Annotated in this window: 17 protein-coding genes; 6 read left to right on the forward strand and 11 right to left on the reverse strand. The window is 61.2% G+C overall.

The features are described 5' to 3' along the window. Positions 1-55 precede the first annotated feature (55 nt). The gene (locus tag QO231_RS06270; RefSeq protein WP_316774362.1) at positions 56-517 is read right to left on the reverse strand and encodes an Lrp/AsnC family transcriptional regulator; all 462 of its coding nucleotides are present in this window, start codon (positions 515-517) and stop codon (positions 56-58) included. A 148-nt stretch (positions 518-665) separates the two neighbouring features. Here QO231_RS06270 and QO231_RS06275 point away from each other — a divergent pair, with 148 nt between their 5' ends. The 5 genes from QO231_RS06275 (at position 666) to QO231_RS06295 (ending at position 4,769) form a co-directional block, all read left to right on the forward strand. Further along, positions 666-980 carry a DUF2849 domain-containing protein gene (locus QO231_RS06275; protein WP_316774364.1) on the forward strand — a complete coding sequence of 105 codons (315 nt, stop codon included), beginning with the start codon at positions 666-668 and terminating at the stop codon, positions 978-980. A gap of 48 nt (positions 981-1,028) precedes the next feature. Further along, positions 1,029-2,693, forward strand: coding sequence for a nitrite/sulfite reductase (locus QO231_RS06280; RefSeq protein WP_316774365.1), 1,665 nt, complete (start codon positions 1,029-1,031; stop codon positions 2,691-2,693). 4 nt (positions 2,694-2,697) lie between these two features. Beyond that, complete coding sequence (locus QO231_RS06285; protein ID WP_316774367.1) at positions 2,698-3,456, forward strand: phosphoadenylyl-sulfate reductase; 759 nt, start codon at positions 2,698-2,700, stop codon at positions 3,454-3,456. Beyond that, positions 3,453-3,857 carry a DUF934 domain-containing protein gene (locus QO231_RS06290; protein WP_316774369.1) on the forward strand — a complete coding sequence of 135 codons (405 nt, stop codon included), beginning with the start codon at positions 3,453-3,455 and terminating at the stop codon, positions 3,855-3,857. Before QO231_RS06285 ends, QO231_RS06290 begins: the two co-directional genes overlap by 4 nt. 69 nt (positions 3,858-3,926) lie before the next feature. After that, positions 3,927-4,769 (forward strand): ferredoxin--NADP reductase, encoded by an 843-nt coding sequence (locus QO231_RS06295; protein WP_316774370.1) that lies wholly within the window; start codon positions 3,927-3,929, stop codon positions 4,767-4,769. A gap of 170 nt (positions 4,770-4,939) precedes the next feature. On the opposite strand, the gene QO231_RS06300 is transcribed toward QO231_RS06295, so the two are convergent. Continuing rightward, entirely contained in the window at positions 4,940-5,731 is a 792-nt protein-coding gene (locus tag QO231_RS06300; RefSeq protein WP_316774371.1) for a translation initiation factor 3, read from the reverse strand. Between the two features lie 163 nt (positions 5,732-5,894). Between QO231_RS06300 and infC the strand changes: the two genes are divergently transcribed. Continuing rightward, a complete protein-coding gene (gene infC / locus QO231_RS06305) occupies positions 5,895-6,482 on the forward strand; it encodes a translation initiation factor IF-3 (RefSeq protein WP_316774373.1) in 588 nt (195 codons plus the stop codon). A gap of 142 nt (positions 6,483-6,624) precedes the next feature. Here the strand turns inward: infC and QO231_RS06310 are convergent, their stop codons facing one another. The 9 genes from QO231_RS06310 to QO231_RS06350 form a co-directional block, all read right to left on the reverse strand. Beyond that, a complete protein-coding gene (locus QO231_RS06310) occupies positions 6,625-6,810 on the reverse strand; it encodes a hypothetical protein (RefSeq protein ID WP_316774375.1) in 186 nt (61 codons plus the stop codon). Positions 6,811-7,013: 203 nt separating this feature from the next. Next, positions 7,014-7,802: an FAD binding domain-containing protein gene (locus QO231_RS06315; protein WP_316774377.1), complete on the reverse strand. Its 789-nt coding sequence runs from the start codon at positions 7,800-7,802 to the stop codon at positions 7,014-7,016. 94 nt (positions 7,803-7,896) lie between these two features. Further along, positions 7,897-10,260 carry a xanthine dehydrogenase family protein molybdopterin-binding subunit gene (locus QO231_RS06320; RefSeq protein ID WP_316774379.1) on the reverse strand — a complete coding sequence of 788 codons (2,364 nt, stop codon included), beginning with the start codon at positions 10,258-10,260 and terminating at the stop codon, positions 7,897-7,899. 123 nt (positions 10,261-10,383) lie between these two features. Then, positions 10,384-10,869, reverse strand: coding sequence for a (2Fe-2S)-binding protein (locus QO231_RS06325; protein WP_316774381.1), 486 nt, complete (start codon positions 10,867-10,869; stop codon positions 10,384-10,386). A gap of 102 nt (positions 10,870-10,971) precedes the next feature. Next, positions 10,972-11,979, reverse strand: coding sequence for a molybdopterin-binding protein (locus QO231_RS06330; RefSeq protein ID WP_316774383.1), 1,008 nt, complete (start codon positions 11,977-11,979; stop codon positions 10,972-10,974). Further along, positions 11,976-12,941: an XdhC family protein gene (locus QO231_RS06335; RefSeq protein ID WP_316774384.1), complete on the reverse strand. Its 966-nt coding sequence runs from the start codon at positions 12,939-12,941 to the stop codon at positions 11,976-11,978. Before QO231_RS06335 ends, QO231_RS06330 begins: the two co-directional genes overlap by 4 nt. A 74-nt stretch (positions 12,942-13,015) precedes the next feature. Further along, entirely contained in the window at positions 13,016-14,284 is a 1,269-nt protein-coding gene (locus tag QO231_RS06340; RefSeq protein ID WP_316774387.1) for a vWA domain-containing protein, read from the reverse strand. After that, positions 14,285-14,971 carry a hypothetical protein gene (locus tag QO231_RS06345; protein ID WP_316774389.1) on the reverse strand — a complete coding sequence of 229 codons (687 nt, stop codon included), beginning with the start codon at positions 14,969-14,971 and terminating at the stop codon, positions 14,285-14,287. Between the two features lie 60 nt (positions 14,972-15,031). Then, complete coding sequence (locus tag QO231_RS06350) at positions 15,032-15,940, reverse strand: AAA family ATPase (protein WP_316774391.1); 909 nt, start codon at positions 15,938-15,940, stop codon at positions 15,032-15,034. Positions 15,941-16,087: the final 147 nt, after the last annotated feature.

Below are 16,087 nucleotides of genomic sequence, written 5' to 3' on the forward strand. Positions count from 1 at the left end.
CCGGACCCTAACAGGGCCATCCTCGTCGTGACCAGAGCGCAGAGACCGGGCGCGCCTACAAGGGCAGCATGGTTGTGGATTTGATTTCTTCCATCGACAGGAGTGCGGTGACATTGTGCACACGCACCTCTGAAATCAGCGCCTGATAGAACTCGTCATAGGCGCGCGCATTTTTCACCCGGACCTTGAGGATATAGTCAATATCCCCGGCGAGCCGATGCGCTTCCTGCACTTCGGGCCGGTCCTGTAACGCCTTGAGGAACCTCGCCTGCCAGTCCGCCTCGTGCTCGGATGTGCGGATCAGGACGAAAAAGCAGGCCTCGAATCCCAGTGCCTCGGCGTCCAGTACAACAGTCTGCTGTCCGATCACACCCGCCTTGCGCAACTTGCGGATACGATTCCAGACCGGGGTCTTGGAACTGCCCACCGCGCGGGCAATATCGTCCAGCGACTGGCTTGCATCCCGCTGCAATTCCGCCAGAATTTTCCGATCTACGTCATCGATCCGCGCAGCCATTCCGGTTTCCCCCCTTTGCTCAGGTCAGATGTTCTCTTCTGCGTCACTTTTGGAACAATATTCCTTATTTAGCAAGGCGTCTGGCGTAAACGTAGAAAAATTTCCTATATTGAGCGCAGAAACAACGCAGTCTTGAGGAAACAAGCAGATGCCCCGCGAATTCACTCCCAAAGTCGTCACCGCGTCGGATCTTCTTGAAGGCGATGTGATCTATATGACAGCCACGGATGGCTGGAGCCGCGATCTTGCCGATGCGGAGATCATAACGGACGAGGCCCATTCCCAGCTACGCCTGCTTAACGCAGAGCGGCAACCCGATCGCGTGGTTGGTGCCTATCTGGCCGATATGTTGCCCGCAGCTGCCGGGCCGCAACCTACTCATTTCCGTGAGGAGTTCCGCCGCACCGGGCCTTCGAACTATGCCCATGGCAAACAGGAAACGCAGGCAGGTTCGCGCGGGTAGGACACCCCGCCCGCCAGCCGCGTGATATCTCCAGACAGGACAGACCAGATGTACAGCTATACCGAATTTGACACCGCGTTTCTTGCCGAACGCAACGCCCAGTTCCGCGCTCAGGTCGAACGCCGGATTGACGGCTCCCTGACCGAAGACGAGTTCAAGCCGCTGCGACTGATGAACGGCGTCTATCTGCAACTGCATGCCTACATGCTGCGGGTTGCAATCCCATACGGCACGCTGAACGGCGCGCAGATGCGCAAGCTGGCCGACCTGGCAGAACGCTGGGACAAGGGGTATGGCCATTTCACCACCCGCCAGAATATTCAGTACAACTGGCCGAAACTGCGCGACATCCCCGACATGCTGGACGCATTGGCCGAGGTTGGTCTGCACGCGATCCAGACAAGTGGCAACACCATCCGCAACGTGACCGCGGATCATTTCGCAGGTGCGGCGGCAGACGAAATCGCCGATCCCCGCCCGGTTGCCGAACTGATCCGCCAATGGTCCACCGATCATCCGGAGTTCCAGTTCCTGGGCCGCAAGTTCAAGATCGCCGTCACCGGCAGCGACACCGACCGCGCCGTGATCAAGGCGCATGATATCGGCCTGCAGATCGTGAAGCAGGACGGCGAGATTGGCTACAAGGTGCTTGTCGGCGGCGGACTCGGCCGCACTCCGATGATCGGCAAGGTCATCCGCGAGTTTCTGCCCCAGGCCGATCTGCTCCCTTATCTGGAAGCGGTTCTCAGCGTCTACAACCTGCTGGGACGGCGCGACAACAAATACAAGGCCCGGATCAAGATCACTGTCCACGAGCATGGCATCGACGACATCCGCGAACGGGTGGAACGTATCTTTGATCGGCTGCGCCCGGTCTGGTCGGGTGTTGATCAGGACCTGTTGCCGGAGCTTGAAGCCGCGTTTGCTTTGCCCAGGCTGCGCTCCGGCTCGGTCGCGGCCTATGATGACGCCTACAACGCGGACCCCGTGTTCCGCAGCTGGGCCGACACCAACCTGACCGCGCATCGCGACCCGGATCACGCGATTGTCTCGATCAGCCTGAAAGCGCATGGGGCCACCCCGGGCGACGCCAGCGCCGACCAGATGCGTCTGATGGCCGATATCGCGGAACGCTATGGCTATGACGAACTGCGCATCAGCCACGAGCAGAATGTGGTGTTGCCGCATGTGCACAAGTCCAACCTTCCCGCGATCCACGCGGCGTTGAAATCGGATGGGCTCGCCACCGCCAATATCGGTCTGATCAGCGATATCATCGCCTGCCCCGGCATGGATTATTGCGCATTGGCAACCGCCCGGTCGATCCCCATCGCCCAGCAGATCGCCACGCGGTTTGATGAGTTGAAGATCGAGAACGATATCGGCCCGCTCAAGATCAAGATCTCGGGCTGCATCAACGCCTGCGGTCACCATCACGTGGGACATATCGGCATTCTGGGTCTGGATCGTGCAGGGGTGGAGAACTACCAGATCACCCTGGGTGGAGATGCCACCGAGGATGCGGCGCTCGGCGAACGGGTCGGTCCCGGCTTTTCCGCCGACGACGTGATCCCGGCCATCGAGCGGCTGGTCTATGCCTATCTCGACCTTCGCAAGGAATCGTCCGAGACCTTCCTGCAAACCTACCGGCGCATCGGGCTGGCACCATTCAAGTCGGCGCTCTATCCGCGGGCCGCCGTGGCTGCCGAGTAGCACCATGCTTGATCTCGCAGAAAATGCGCCTGCCGGTGGCCCCGACCCATCTGCGCTTGCGGCCAGGGTGAGCGAACTGAACGCGCGTTACCGGCATCACAGCGCCACTGCAGTGATGCAAGGGGCGTTGCGCGAGGCCGGGCATATCGCGCTGGTGTCGAGCTTTGGAGCGGAATCTGTGGTGCTGTTGCACATGGCGGCGGTGGTGGATCGGTCCACTCCGGTCCTGTTCATCGACACCGAGATGCTGTTCACCGAAACGCTGGTCTATCAGGCCGAGGTGTCCGAGCGTCTTGGCCTGAGCAACGTGCGCATCATTCGCGCCGACGACATTGCGTCACGCGACGCGGACCGGACCCTGCACAGGAGCAACCCGGATGCCTGCTGTGCCCTGCGCAAGACTGCGCCGCTGAACAAGGCGCTCGCGCCTTATGAGGGTTGGATCACGGGACGCAAACGGTTTCAATCCGGCACGCGCGCGACACTTGACTTCTTTGAGGTCGAAGACGGCACCGGGCGCATCAAGATCAACCCGCTGGCGCATTGGGCCCCCGAAGACGTGAGCGCCTACATGGACGAAAACAGACTTCCCCGGCATCCGCTGGTTGCGCGGGGTTATCCGTCAATCGGCTGTGCCCCCTGCACGTCACCCGTCGCCAAGGGCGAAGACCCCCGCGCCGGACGCTGGCGCGACCAGAACAAGGACGAATGCGGCATCCATTTTGTGAATGGCAAGATGGTCCGTATAGGAGCAAGAACATGACAGTACTCGTAACCGACGCGGGCTTTGGCCCGGATGACTGGACCACCGGCTATTGCGATGCAGGCAAGGCCGCCAATGACGCGGTGGCGCTGGATGTGGCGTCAGACACCGATCCGGCAGATGTGCCATTGCATTCCGGTCTGCAGATCATCCGCGTTGATTTCCCCAGTTCCGCTGATGGCCGCGGCTTTACCATTGCGCGGCAATTGCGGCTGCGCGGCTATACCGGCCGGTTGCGCGCGCGGGGTCATGTGCTGGCAGATCAATACGCGATGGCGCGACGTTCGGGGTTTGACGAGGTCGAAATTGACGTGGCGCTGGCCAATCGTCAGCCCGAAGATCAATGGCTGGCCCGTGCAAATTGGCAGGAACACGACTATCAATCGCGCCTGCGCGGCTAAGGCCCCTTTTCCTGACATACATCAAAGCTTAATCAGAGGTGTCGGTCTAACAGACCGGCAGTGCAAACGATGACAGAGATGACCCCCGTGACCAAAGCCGCGACCGACGCCATACCCGTCAAGACGCCGACCCTGCCCGATGCCCAAACGGTCACCGCCGTCAGGCACTGGACCGACCGGCTGTTTTCCTTCCGCGTGACCCGCCCGCAAAGCCTGCGGTTCCGGTCAGGGGAGTTCGTGATGATCGGCCTTCTGGGTGACAACGGCAAGCCGCTCCTGCGCGCCTACTCCATTGCCAGCCCGGCATGGGACGACGAGTTGGAGTTCTATTCGATCAAGGTCCAGGACGGCCCGCTGACCAGCAAGTTGCAACATATTCAGCCCGGCGATCAGATCATCCTGCGTCCCAAACCCGTGGGTACGCTGGTGCATGACGCGCTGCTTCCCGGCAAGCGCATCTGGTTCTTTGCCACCGGCACCGGCTTTGCGCCCTTTGCCTCGCTCCTGCGCGAACCGGAAACCTATGAGAACTATGAAGAGGTCATCGTCACCCACACCTGCCGCGATGTCGCCGAGCTTGAATACGGTCGGCAGTTGATCGAAGAGCTCAAGGCCGACGAAATGATGCAGGAGTTGATCGGAACAGAGAACCTGAACAAGATCCGCTATTACCCGACCACCACGCGAGAGCAGAGCCCCAAGATGGGCCGTATCACCAACCTGCTGCAGGACGGAACGGTTTTCGCCGATCTCGGCATTCCTCCGATCAGCCCTGAATCCGATCGTGCGATGGTCTGCGGCTCGCTGAGCTTCAACCAGGACATCAAGCAAATTCTCGAAGATTTCGATCTAGTGGAAGGCGCGAATTCCGACCCGCAGCATTACGTGGTCGAAAAGGCGTTTGTCGGCTGACATCGCCGCTACCTGAAGGCAAGAACGCCTGCCCCTCAATTGGGCAGGCGTCCCTTTTTGGTCTGGGGCGTTCCGAACAGGCGCATCAGGCACCCTGTTCCAACCCGAGTTCCCGGTATGGATAGGCCGGCATGTCAACTGACCTGCGGCCTACCGATGGGTACAAGCGATCAAAGACCCATAGCAGACCGGATTTGCTCCAGGGCCACCTTGAGTAGTTCCGGATTGTCTCGCGCCTGGTTCAGTCCCGCCAGCAAGGTCGCCTTCTTCGCCGCGCCAAGATCCGATTCCTGCAGGGCCGTTGCGGCCTTGTCATAATCAAACCCTTCAACCGTAAGGATCTCGGTCAGATCGGTGGTCGACGAGGTGGCCGCCCCGGTTGCGCTGTCCACGGCATCGGCTGCAGCCTTCTCCGCAGTGCTGGCCGCGTCGGCGGCAGTATCAGCGACCGTTTCAGCCGCCTCTGTGGCTTCGGTGGTCGTTTTGGCCACGCTCTCTTCGGCAGCGTCCGCCGCTGCCGCTGCTTCCGCAGCCACATCCTCGGCGGTCTCTGCCGCATCCGTTGCCGTTTCGGTTGCAGCGTCAGCGCCATCCTTCGCCGCGTTTTCCACGCTGTCCGCCGTCGGCGTCACCGCGTCCACAGCATCATCCACCGCTTTGGAAGCCGCATCTGTCGCGCTGCCCACAGCGTCAGTCGCGGCATCAACGGCCTTAACCACAGCCTCTGCTGTCGTATCAACGGCGCTGCCTACAGCCTCGGCGGTGGCATCAACGGCCTCTCCGACGGCCGACGATGCCTCGCTTGCGGCTTCGGTGGCCTCTGTCACGGCTTCCTCCGCAACGGTTTCGGTCGTGTCGGCCGCTTCGGTCACGGCTTGATTCACCTCTTCCTGATTGTTCATGTAGTAATAGCCCGCACCGACAACAGCGGCGGCAGCAACAACCCAGATCACTGGCTTCATGACATTCTCCAATTTTGAAACACGGGCACCCGACCGGTACCGGTTGCCCGCTAGATCTGCTTCATTACGGTCACAATCAAGGGGGAATTCCCGCTCAAGTGCCGCAATGCGTGTATTTCGGCAAAGAATTGCGACTTGAACAGCGACGCAGCCAAAGATAGGTTTGCGTTTCAGTTATTCGAACGATCAAAGGAACGATTCCATAGCCCGCAGACCCCATAACGCGCCGCCAACCCGAGATACCGGCCCGCGCGTAAACGAAAACATCCGCACCCCCGAAATCCGCCTGATTGGAGCCGAGGGCGAAAACGTCGGTGTCGTCACCCCTGCCCGCGCGATCGAAATGGCCAACGAAGCCGGATTGGATCTGGTCGAAATTTCGCCAAACGCAAACCCGCCCGTTTGCAAGATCATGGATTTCGGCAAGTTCAAGTACGAAACCCAGAAACGCGAAGCCGAAGCCCGAAAAAAGCAAAAGACCATCGAGATCAAAGAGGTCAAGTTCCGCCCGAACACGGACACCAATGACTACAACGTCAAGATGCGAAACGTGTTCAAGTTCCTGGAAAACGGCGACAAGGTCAAAGTGACTCTGCGCTTTCGTGGTCGCGAGATGGCCCACCAGAACCTTGGTCGCGAATTGCTCGAGCGTGTGGCCGAAGACACCAAGGATATCGGTCGGATCGAGAACTTCCCCAAGATGGAAGGTCGCCAGATGGTCATGCTGATCGGGCCTTTGCCGAACAAGTAGATACCAGCGGCTGAGGCCGCTTCAAACGTGCGCTGAATGACAAACGCCCGGCATGATCTGCCGGGCGTTTTCGTTTTCGGGCCTGTCCCGATACTGACGTCACCGGCGCGCAACCGCGCCGGCATCAGCCGGAGAGCTTTCCTTACTGGCTGATCGGTGCGCAGACTGTCGCCCCGGTTTCAGTCGTCGCCAGCTGGTAACCTGCGGTACAGCTTGCATTGCCTGTCTTGTCGAATGTCGGCTGGACATAAACCGGCACCGGCTCGGGCTGTGCACAAGCGGCCAAACCGAGGGCGACTGCGCCCAATGCGAAAAGCTTAAATTTCATGATCTTCCACCCTCTTGTTGTCAAAAGAAATTCACCGACTGGTTGAATCTCGCCTCACGATACGTGTTCAACAGCTAGCTGGCAACTCTGTAGAAGACCATGCAACAGGCCGGGGCCGAATTTTGCCAACACCGCCCGGGGCCTGATCTCTGGATGGGCCCTCTAGGGAGGTGAATTTTCCGGTCAGACCTGACTTCACCGGCTCAGCCCGCTGCCCTGACCGCCCGCCGCGTCATCACCTTGACGATATGCGCGCGATAATCCCCGGTTCCGTGAAGATCCGAGATCATGCCATCGCCGCTCAGGCTCAGCCCGTCAATCGCATCTGCCGCGAAACTTCCGGTCAGTGCGGCTTCCGCCTCGCTCCACCGGAACACGCCCTCTTCCGACGCCCCGGTCACGGCAACCCGTACCCCGTCTGCAAAACGGGCCACGAAGACTCCCACCAACGCAAAGCGTGATGCCGGCTGTTCAAACTTCTGATAGTCCGCTGCTTCGGGCACCGGAAAGCGTATCGAGGTGATCACTTCACCCTCTTCCAACGCCGTGGTGAACATCCCTTGAAAATAGTCATCCGCCGCGATCTCGCGCGCATTCGTGACGATGGTCGCGCCGCTGGCAAGTGCTGCCGACGGATAACAGGCCGCCGGATCATTGTTGGCAAGGCTACCGCCAATGGTGCCGCGATTGCGGACCGCCGGATCACCGATGTTACCGGCCAGAGCGGCCAGTGCCGGATAGGCTGGCGCCGCTTCCACCGCCACCCTGGCATGGGTGGTTCCGCCACCAATGGTGACAACACCATCTGCGCTGCTGACCCCTTTCATGCCGGCAATCCCTGTCAGGCTCACCAACCGCGACGGGCTCGCCAGCCGCTGTTTGAGTGTCGGGATCAACGTCTGCCCGCCACCCAGTGCCAGTGCATCCTCGACCGCCAATGCCGATACCGCCGCATCGACGCTGTCCGGTTTGTCCACTTCAAAACTGTACATTTCAGTCCTCCCAGAAGAAGCTCTGCCTCTTCATCTTTGTGCAAATACTCCGGGGGGTTCCGGGGGGCTGGCCCCCCGGCCCCGTTACTTCAGCCTAGCCCTGCATCGCGGCCCATACCCGTGACGGGCTGAGCGGCATGTCGACATGGGTGACGTTCTTGCCGCCCGATTGCAGCGCGTCCACCACCGCGTTGACCACCGATGGCGGTGAGCCGATCGCGCCGGCCTCGCCACAGCCCTTCACCCCCAGAGGATTGTGGGTACAGGGTGTGCAGCAGGAATGATCGACTTCGTAAAACGGCAGATCATCCGCACGCGGCATGGCATAGTCCATGTAGCTCGCACTCAGAAGTTGACCGTCATCGTCATAGATACAGTGCTCGAGCAACGCCTGCCCGATGCCCTGTGCCAGACCACCATGAACCTGGCCCGACACGATCATCGGGTTGACGACATTGCCAAAATCATCGGCCGCAATCATCCGCTCAATACTCACCTTACCGGTCTCCGGATCCACTTCGACCTCACAGGCATAGGCGCCGGACGGATAGGTAAAGTTCGACGGATCGTAAAATGCCGTCTCCTCCAACCCCGGCTCGATATCTTCGAGCGGATAGTTGTGCGGCACATAAGCGGCCAGGCACACATCGCCCCATGCCACCGATTTATCGGTGCCCGCAACGCTGAAAGCGCCATCCTTCAACTCGATATCGGCCTCTGCGGCCTCCATCAGGTGTGCCGCGATCTTGCGTGCCTTGTTGATGATCTTTTCGGTCGCCCGCACCATCGCGGATCCCCCGACGGCCAGACTGCGCGACCCGTATGTGCCCATGCCCATCGGCGAATTGGCGGTATCGCCATGCACGATCTCGATCATGCTTTCGTCGATTCCGATCATCTCCGCAATCACCTGTGGAAAGGCCGTTTCATGCCCTTGCCCATGCGAATGGCTGCCGGTCATCACAACCAGACCACCGGTGGCATTGACCCGCACGGTAGCGCTCTCATAAAGGCCCGCGCGCGCGCCCAATTGGCCCACCAGGCTACTCGGCGCGATACCACAGGCCTCAATGTAGCAATTCACACCCAGACCGCGCAGCTTGCCGTTCTTCTCGCTATCGGCACGGCGCGCGGCAAAGCCAGCGAAATCGCCGATCTCTTCCAGTTTGTCCATCGTCGCATGATAGTCGCCGGTGTCATACTCCACAGCAACCGGGGTGGCGTAGGGGAACTCGGTGATAAAGTTCTGGCGACGCAGCGCAATCGGGTCCACACCCAACTCGCGCGCTGCCTTATCGACCACCCGTTCGAGCTGATAGGTCGCCTCCGGACGTCCGGCCCCGCGATAGGCATCAACAGGCACCGTGTTTGTAAACACCGCCTTGACGTTCACGTAGATCAGCGGCGTTTTGTAGTTGCCCGCCATGAGAACGCCGTGCAGCCAGGTCGGAACCGACGGCGCAAAGGTTGACAGATAGGCCCCCATATTCGCCAGCGTATCGGTGCGCAGCGCAACAAAGTTGTTGTCCGCATCCAGAGCCAGTTCAATCTTGGTCACGTGATCGCGCCCGTGGGCATCCGACATGAACGCTTCTGACCGCGACGACGTCCATTTCACCGGACGGTTCACCGCCTTGGCGGCAAATGTACAGAACGCTTCTTCGGCATAATGGAAAATCTTGGTGCCAAAACCGCCACCCACATCCGGTGCGACAACCCGCAGCTTGTGCTCGGGAATGCCCAGAACGAAGGCACCCATCAACAGGCGGATCACATGTGGGTTCTGGCTGGTGGTGTATAGCGTATGATCGCCGGTCCCGCGGTTGAAATCACCCACTGCAACGCGCGGCTCCATCGGGTTGGCCACCATGCGCTGATTGACCAGCTCCAGCGTCGTCACATGCGCCGCACCCTTGATCGCCGCATCTACTGCCTCGCGGTTCTCTTCGACAAAGCCCCAGTCATAGCAAAGGTTGCTGGTGAGATCGTCATGCACCTTGGTTGCGCCGTCTGCCAGCGCCGCCTTCATGTCGACAACGGCCGGCAAATCTTCGATATCCAACTCGATGGCCTCGGCTGCGTCCCGCGCCTGCTCGTATGTGTCCGCCACAACGGCCGCAATGGGATCGCCGACATGGCGCACCTTGCCCTGCGCCAGAACCGGGTGGCCCGGTTCCTGCATCACTTCGCCGAACCTGTCGGTCACCTGCCAGCCACAGGGCAGTCCGCCGACCCCTTCGAAATCCGCGCCGGTGAATATCCGCACAACGCCCGGCATCGCTGCCGCCACACTTGTGTCAATCCCGTTGATCTTGCCATGCGCAACATCCGAGCGCAGGAAATGCACATAGGCCTGCCCCCGGACATTGATATCGTCGGTGTAATTTCCGGTCCCGCTCAGAAACCGCACGTCCTCGCGCCGCTTTGGGCTGGCGCCGATGCCACTGTCTTTAGGCATGTTCATAGTCCTCCGTGAAAACCCGGCGAGTTTGCCCGCCACACTTCGACAGGCCGGTCTACACCCCGCCCCCTTCATCTTTGCGAAAATACTCCGGGGGGTTCGGGGGGCCGGCCCCCCGTCTTACTCTGCCGCGATCGCGGCCACGTCCTGACCAGAGGCCGCCATGATCGCCTTGACGATGTTGTGATACCCGGTACAGCGACACAGATTGCCTTCCAGGTAGTCCCGGATTTCCGCTTCACTGGGCTTGGGGTTTTCCTTGAGCAACGCCGCAGCCGACATCACCATGCCCGGCGTGCAAAATCCGCATTGCAGACCGTGATGATCCTGAAACGCCTGCTGGATGGTATTCAATGTCCCGTCAGCATCGGCCTGACCTTCGATGGTATCGACCGAGGCCCCGTCCGCTTCTACCGCGAACATGGTGCAGGCCTTGACCGCAACGCCATCCACATGCACGACACAGGCGCCGCACTGGGACGTGTCACAACCGACATGCGTTCCCGTCAGCCCCAGACCGTCTCGCAAAAATCCGGACAGCAGCGTTCGTCCTTCAACCGAGCCGGACTTCGAAACACCATTCACCGTCATGGTCACATCAACCATCACATTCCTCCCTGTAGATGTCGTTTGCTTTTTCAGGAGTTAAGCACGCTGTCCGCACATTGAGAACAAGAATCTTATAGGACTTTAGCATAATACATGCTGTCAGTTCCTTGATCCGCGCGGCTGGGGACGCGTCGGAATCTCCTTGAGCAATCCGCCAACCCCCATATCCATGATATCTTGGGGGCTGACCTGCAGACCACAAATCACCCGCTCCAGGACCCAGTCCACGCCGCTGACAGCCGGTGACCGGGCGCTGCCCGGCAGGCCGATCACCATTTGCGCGCCAATCCGGCCCAGAAACAACAGGTTGCCCGGATCCACCGGCATTCCGAAATGGATGATTTCGCCGCCTGCACGCCGCACCGCTTCGGGGGCCACGTCGGTCGGGTCCGAAGTGGCGGAGCCGGTCAGGATCAGGATCAGCTCGGCGTCACAGGCGGCGATCGCCTGTACCAGCGGAGCAATCCGATGGGCCACCGCGACAGGGTCCGACAGGTCGACGCCCAGACGATCCAGACGCCCCTGCATCATGCGATACCCCTTGTCGCTCGTCGGTCCCTCGGCCCGCCCGGAAATCCGGGTCTCGATGAACTCCGCACGGCTCAGCATCGGGCGCTGCAGGGTCAGGGCCCCCGGTGCCAGTTCGCAGGCCCGTTCCAGTGCCGTTCCGGGCACCGCGTAGGAAATGATCTTGACGGTCGCGACCATGCCATCGCGGTCCATCCGCTGCCAGCGCGGCACTGTCGAGACGGTGATCATGGGATGCACATGATTGACGCGGTCGATAGCGGCGGCATCTATCCGGGCCAGACCGGGGCCGTCCGCCAACAGGTTGACCCGTCCGGTAAACGGTGCGCTCAGATGCAGCCCCGCCGTCTTCGGATCAGGCACAAGCGCCCTGGCCAGCGCCTCTGCGGCATCATTTTCGCCAATGTCCCCGGGATCGAGCCGCGCCACCGTGATCTGGTCAAACCCGGACGCCGCGAGCGCCGCGACATCGCCCTTTGACAGAATCATACCCTTGCGCAACCGTCCCGCCGGCAATTGCACGGAGTGGGCCAGCACATGCCCGACCGCCTCGGCCACGGGAACCGGGCCAAACCTCATCCCTGTCTCAGAACCTGCGTCATCTGCGCGAGGATCGACACCGCGATTTCGGCCGGTCCCGCCGCCCCGATATCAAGCCCGACCGGTCCATGAATGCGCGCGATCTGCTCATCCGTGAATCCGGCTTGGATCATGCGGTCGACCCGCTTGGCATGGGTCCGGGTCGATCCCAAGGCGCCGATGTAAAATACGTCCGCCGCCAGCGCCGCCTCAAGCGCTGGATCATCCAGCTTGGGGTCATGTGTCAACAGCACCAGCGCGGTACGCGTATCCAATCCCAGCTTTAAGACGGCTTCGTCCGGCCAATCCTGCAGAATGGTCTCTCCGGGGAACCGCGCATCGGATCCAAACGCGTCCCGTGGGTCGATCAGCACCGGATCATACCCCGCAATCCGCGCCATCGGCACCAGTGCCTGCGCAATATGAACCGCCCCCACCACGATCAGCCGCAAGGGTGGATTGTGCACGGCGACAAAGGTTTGCCCGTCTTCTTCAAACCCCGAGCGATCCATGCGCATCCGGTGCGGATAGCCGTCGCGCACCAGTTGCCGCTCACCGCTTTGCAGGTTGACCTCATAGGCCAACGCGACGCGGCCCGCGCGGGCTTTGACCAGTTCGGCCAACACCGGTTCGGGCAGCACAGGGCCGACCGGCTCGACCAGCACCCGGATGGTGCCGCCGCAGGCCAACCCAACCGCAAAGGCGTCGTCATCGCTGACTCCGTATTCCAGTACGCAATGCGTGCCGTTTTCCATCGCTTCAAGCGCTTCGGCAATCACCGCACCTTCGACACAACCGCCGGAAACCGACCCTTCGATCCGCCCGTCGCCACCAATTGCAAGCTGTGCGCCAACACGACGGGGCGCACTGCCCCAGGTCTGCACGACCGTGGCCAAGGCCGCGCCGATGCCCTCGCGATGCCAGGCCAGCGCGGTTTCCGGGCTGTTGTCAAATCGGTCCATCTCTGTCCTCCCCAGGGCAATTGCCGGCCCGGAATACATAGTTGCGCTGCGTGGCCGACACAAACACCGCGCCCCTAGCGCGCCGTGTCCAGCACTGCCATCAGCCGCGCTTTCTCGCCGACATCATCCGGGCGTGAAATGACCTCGGCCAGGTCCTGCATCGAGGCCACCGAATGCCCCGCACGAAAGCTGTCGACATGCGGCAGCATTGCCGCGATCCCCTGTGCCTTGGGCGCAAACCCGTCCCATCGCAACAGCGGGTTCAGCCAGATCAGACGCCGCGCCGACAGGTGCAGCCGTTCCATTTCGCGCGCCAGCGCTTCCGGGTCGTCCCGGTCCAGACCATCGGTGATCAAGAGAACCACCGCGCCTTGCCCCATCACGCGGCGCGACCAGTCGCGATTGAACGCGTGCAGGCACTCGCCAATGCGGGTGCCGCCTTCCCAATCCTGCGCCTCGGCCCCTGCCGCCGCAAGCGCAGCATCGACGTCACGCTGGTTCAGGTGCCGGGTGATGTTGGTCAGGCGGGTGCCGAAGGTAAAGGCGTGAACCCTGGCCCAGCCCGCGCCGCGCGCATTGGAGACCGCATGCAGGAAATGCAGGGTGATCCGGCTATACTGGCTCATCGAACCGGAAATATCGCAGAGCACGACGAGATTGGGCCAGCGCAATCGCGGCTTCAGATGCGCCAGATCGCGCAGCTCTCCGCCCTGCCGCATGCTGGCGCGCAACGTGCCCCGCCAATCGATGCGCGCGCCCCTTGCGCTGGCGATGCCGCGCCGCGACGGGATGGGTTTGACCGGCAGCGTCAGCCGCGCCAGCATGCGCTTGGCCTGCGCGACCTCTGCGGTGCTCATCTGCTCGAAATCCAGCTTTCTCAGCCGTTCCTCGGCGGACATGGTCATCGAGGCATCGACCTCGATCAGGGTCTCGTCATCCGGTGAGTCGGTCGCGCCCTCGGGCAGATCCGGGGTTGTGCCGTCGAGCAACGCCTCTGCCGCGCGCTTTTCCGCCGCTTGCGCGCTGCGATCCTCCTGCACACCACGAATAGCGGGCAGCATCATTGCCATCATGTGTTCGATGAACCGCGGATCGCGCCAGTAGAGCCGGAAGATCTGTGCGAACACCGCCCGCTGTTCCGGCTTGTTCACGAAACAGGCGTGCAACGTCCAATAAAAGTCGCGCTTGTCGCTGAACCCCGCCGCTTCAACCGCGCGGATCGCGTCAATCACCCGCCCGCTGCCGATCGGCAGCCCCGCTTTGCGCAGGGCACGGGCGAAATGCGTGATGTTGTGGACAAGCTTGGGATTGTCGGGAATGTCGAGGGGGGTGTATTTGGACATTCAGAACTCTTCTACACGGGACGTGAGTTCATACTCTGCCGGCTTGTTGAGAAAGTTCGGCTGAACCCGCACGTAGGCACGCGACCCGGATATCTCGACACGCCCAACATCCGCCCCCGCCGATGTCTGCAACTGCTCGTCTCGCTGTTCGTCGGCATCGAAAACTTCGCCGTATACAGGCCCGCCATCGACATGGCGCAGAGTCACCACGAGACGCTTGCCCTGATGCGCTTGCAGAGGAATCACGTACCAATCGAAATCACCCTTGCGGACCTTGCCGCCGACCGTGGCACCGACATTCAGCTGGTTTGCCTGCTGCACCCGCTCGTTCGGTTCCACTTCTTCGATCCCTGGCGCGTCGGGCAGCACCACCGCAGCGCGGTTCGAAACCGACGCGGCCTGCCCGCCCACCGGATCGGCAGGTTCCTCGCCAATACTTCCGCCACCAATCCGCGGTCCCCCGGTTTTTTCCGGCACAAACAGTGGGATCACCAGAAACGCCGCCCCGATCAGGAACACCAGCAGCCCGGCGGAGGAGCTCTCGAATTTCAGCCCGAACAGCTCGATCTTTGCACTCGATCCGCTGGGCTTCGGCTTCAACAACAGCCACAGCCCCGCCCCGGCAAAGGCCGCGCCGGCGATCATCAGAATGATCAGCTTCGTTGAATCCTGGGCCTCGAAATCCATCCTATCCCCCACGCCATTCAGATCAGGTTACAGCATCGCGGATCGCGAACATACCCGCGATCAGGCCACCTCCAGCGTCGCCTTCGCCTCGTCGAGGATGCGCTTGGCTTCCGAGCCCTGCAGCTTTTGGATGTCGTCCTGGTATTTCAGGATCGCGCCCAGCGTATCGGCAATGACCTCGGGGCTGAGGTTGATCACATCCAGCGCCAGAAGACACTTGGCCCAGTCGATTGTTTCCGCGACTCCGGGTTTCTTGAACAGATCCTCGGTGCGCAGGGACTGAACAAAGGCAACCACTTCACGACTCAGAGCTTCGGACGCCTCGGGCGCGCGGGCCTGAAGGATCTCGATCTCGCGGTCGAAATCCGGGTAATCGACCCAATGATAGAGACAGCGGCGTTTCAGCGCGTCATGCACTTCACGTGTGCGGTTGCTGGTCAGGATGACGATCGGAGGCTCGGGCGCCTTGATCGTACCGAGTTCCGGTATCGTCACCTGAAAGTCGCTCAACGCCTCAAGCAGGAACGCTTCAAACGGCTCGTCCGTGCGATCCAATTCGTCAATCAGCAAGACCGGCGCGCCATTTTCATCCGGGCGCATCGCCTCGAGCAGCGGGCGTTCGACAAGAAAGTCGCTGCTGAACAATTCCCGGTTCAGCGCGGCGCGGTCTGCGGTACCCGTCGCTTCGGCGGTGCGGATGGCGATCATCTGCGCGGGGAAGTTCCATTCATAAACCGCGCTCGCAGCATCCAGCCCTTCGTAGCATTGCAGCCGGATCAGGCGTCGATTGAGCGACGCGGCCAGCGCCTTGGCAATCTCGGTCTTGCCGACCCCGGCTTCTCCCTCAAGAAACAATGGGCGGCCCAGCTTGAGCGACAAGAAGACGACCGTGGCCAAAGCCCGGCCACAGACATAACCCTGCGCCGACAACATCTCCTGCACGGCTTCGATAGACGGCGGTATTTGCATGAAATCTCCCTTTGTTATTAAAAGGTCATGAGTCGCGCCGTGCCGTCAAGCACGGTGCCCTGCGACCTTGGTCCTAAACCTGGCTCCGAAGAATGGCGCAATTTGCCTCAAATCCGACGCGTTTGACCACGATGATTGACCCGATAT

The organism is Sedimentitalea todarodis, from assembly GCF_032595355.1.
Classification (GTDB): Bacteria; Pseudomonadota; Alphaproteobacteria; order Rhodobacterales; family Rhodobacteraceae; genus Sedimentitalea; species Sedimentitalea todarodis.

What these genes read in the sequence shown, in the direction of transcription:
- QO231_RS06315 (WP_316774377.1), bottom strand. Translation starts at nt 7,802, where the DNA reads ATGTACAGTTTTGAAGTGGACAAACCGGACAGCGTCGATGCGGCGGTA.
- QO231_RS06285 (WP_316774367.1), top strand. Translation starts at nt 2,698, where the DNA reads ATGCTTGATCTCGCAGAAAATGCGCCTGCCGGTGGCCCCGACCCATCT.
- QO231_RS06280 (WP_316774365.1), top strand. Translation starts at nt 1,029, where the DNA reads ATGTACAGCTATACCGAATTTGACACCGCGTTTCTTGCCGAACGCAAC.
- QO231_RS06345 (WP_316774389.1), bottom strand. Translation starts at nt 14,971, where the DNA reads ATGGATTTCGAGGCCCAGGATTCAACGAAGCTGATCATTCTGATGATC.
- QO231_RS06290 (WP_316774369.1), top strand. Translation starts at nt 3,453, where the DNA reads ATGACAGTACTCGTAACCGACGCGGGCTTTGGCCCGGATGACTGGACC.
- QO231_RS06330 (WP_316774383.1), bottom strand. Translation starts at nt 11,979, where the DNA reads ATGAGGTTTGGCCCGGTTCCCGTGGCCGAGGCGGTCGGGCATGTGCTG.
- QO231_RS06270 (WP_316774362.1), bottom strand. Translation starts at nt 517, where the DNA reads ATGGCTGCGCGGATCGATGACGTAGATCGGAAAATTCTGGCGGAATTG.
- QO231_RS06320 (WP_316774379.1), bottom strand. Translation starts at nt 10,260, where the DNA reads ATGCCTAAAGACAGTGGCATCGGCGCCAGCCCAAAGCGGCGCGAGGAC.
- QO231_RS06295 (WP_316774370.1), top strand. Translation starts at nt 3,927, where the DNA reads ATGACAGAGATGACCCCCGTGACCAAAGCCGCGACCGACGCCATACCC.
- QO231_RS06340 (WP_316774387.1), bottom strand. Translation starts at nt 14,284, where the DNA reads ATGTCCAAATACACCCCCCTCGACATTCCCGACAATCCCAAGCTTGTC.
- QO231_RS06335 (WP_316774384.1), bottom strand. Translation starts at nt 12,941, where the DNA reads ATGGACCGATTTGACAACAGCCCGGAAACCGCGCTGGCCTGGCATCGC.
- QO231_RS06310 (WP_316774375.1), bottom strand. Translation starts at nt 6,810, where the DNA reads ATGAAATTTAAGCTTTTCGCATTGGGCGCAGTCGCCCTCGGTTTGGCC.
- QO231_RS06325 (WP_316774381.1), bottom strand. Translation starts at nt 10,869, where the DNA reads ATGGTTGATGTGACCATGACGGTGAATGGTGTTTCGAAGTCCGGCTCG.
- QO231_RS06300 (WP_316774371.1), bottom strand. Translation starts at nt 5,731, where the DNA reads ATGAAGCCAGTGATCTGGGTTGTTGCTGCCGCCGCTGTTGTCGGTGCG.
- QO231_RS06275 (WP_316774364.1), top strand. Translation starts at nt 666, where the DNA reads ATGCCCCGCGAATTCACTCCCAAAGTCGTCACCGCGTCGGATCTTCTT.
- QO231_RS06350 (WP_316774391.1), bottom strand. Translation starts at nt 15,940, where the DNA reads ATGCAAATACCGCCGTCTATCGAAGCCGTGCAGGAGATGTTGTCGGCG.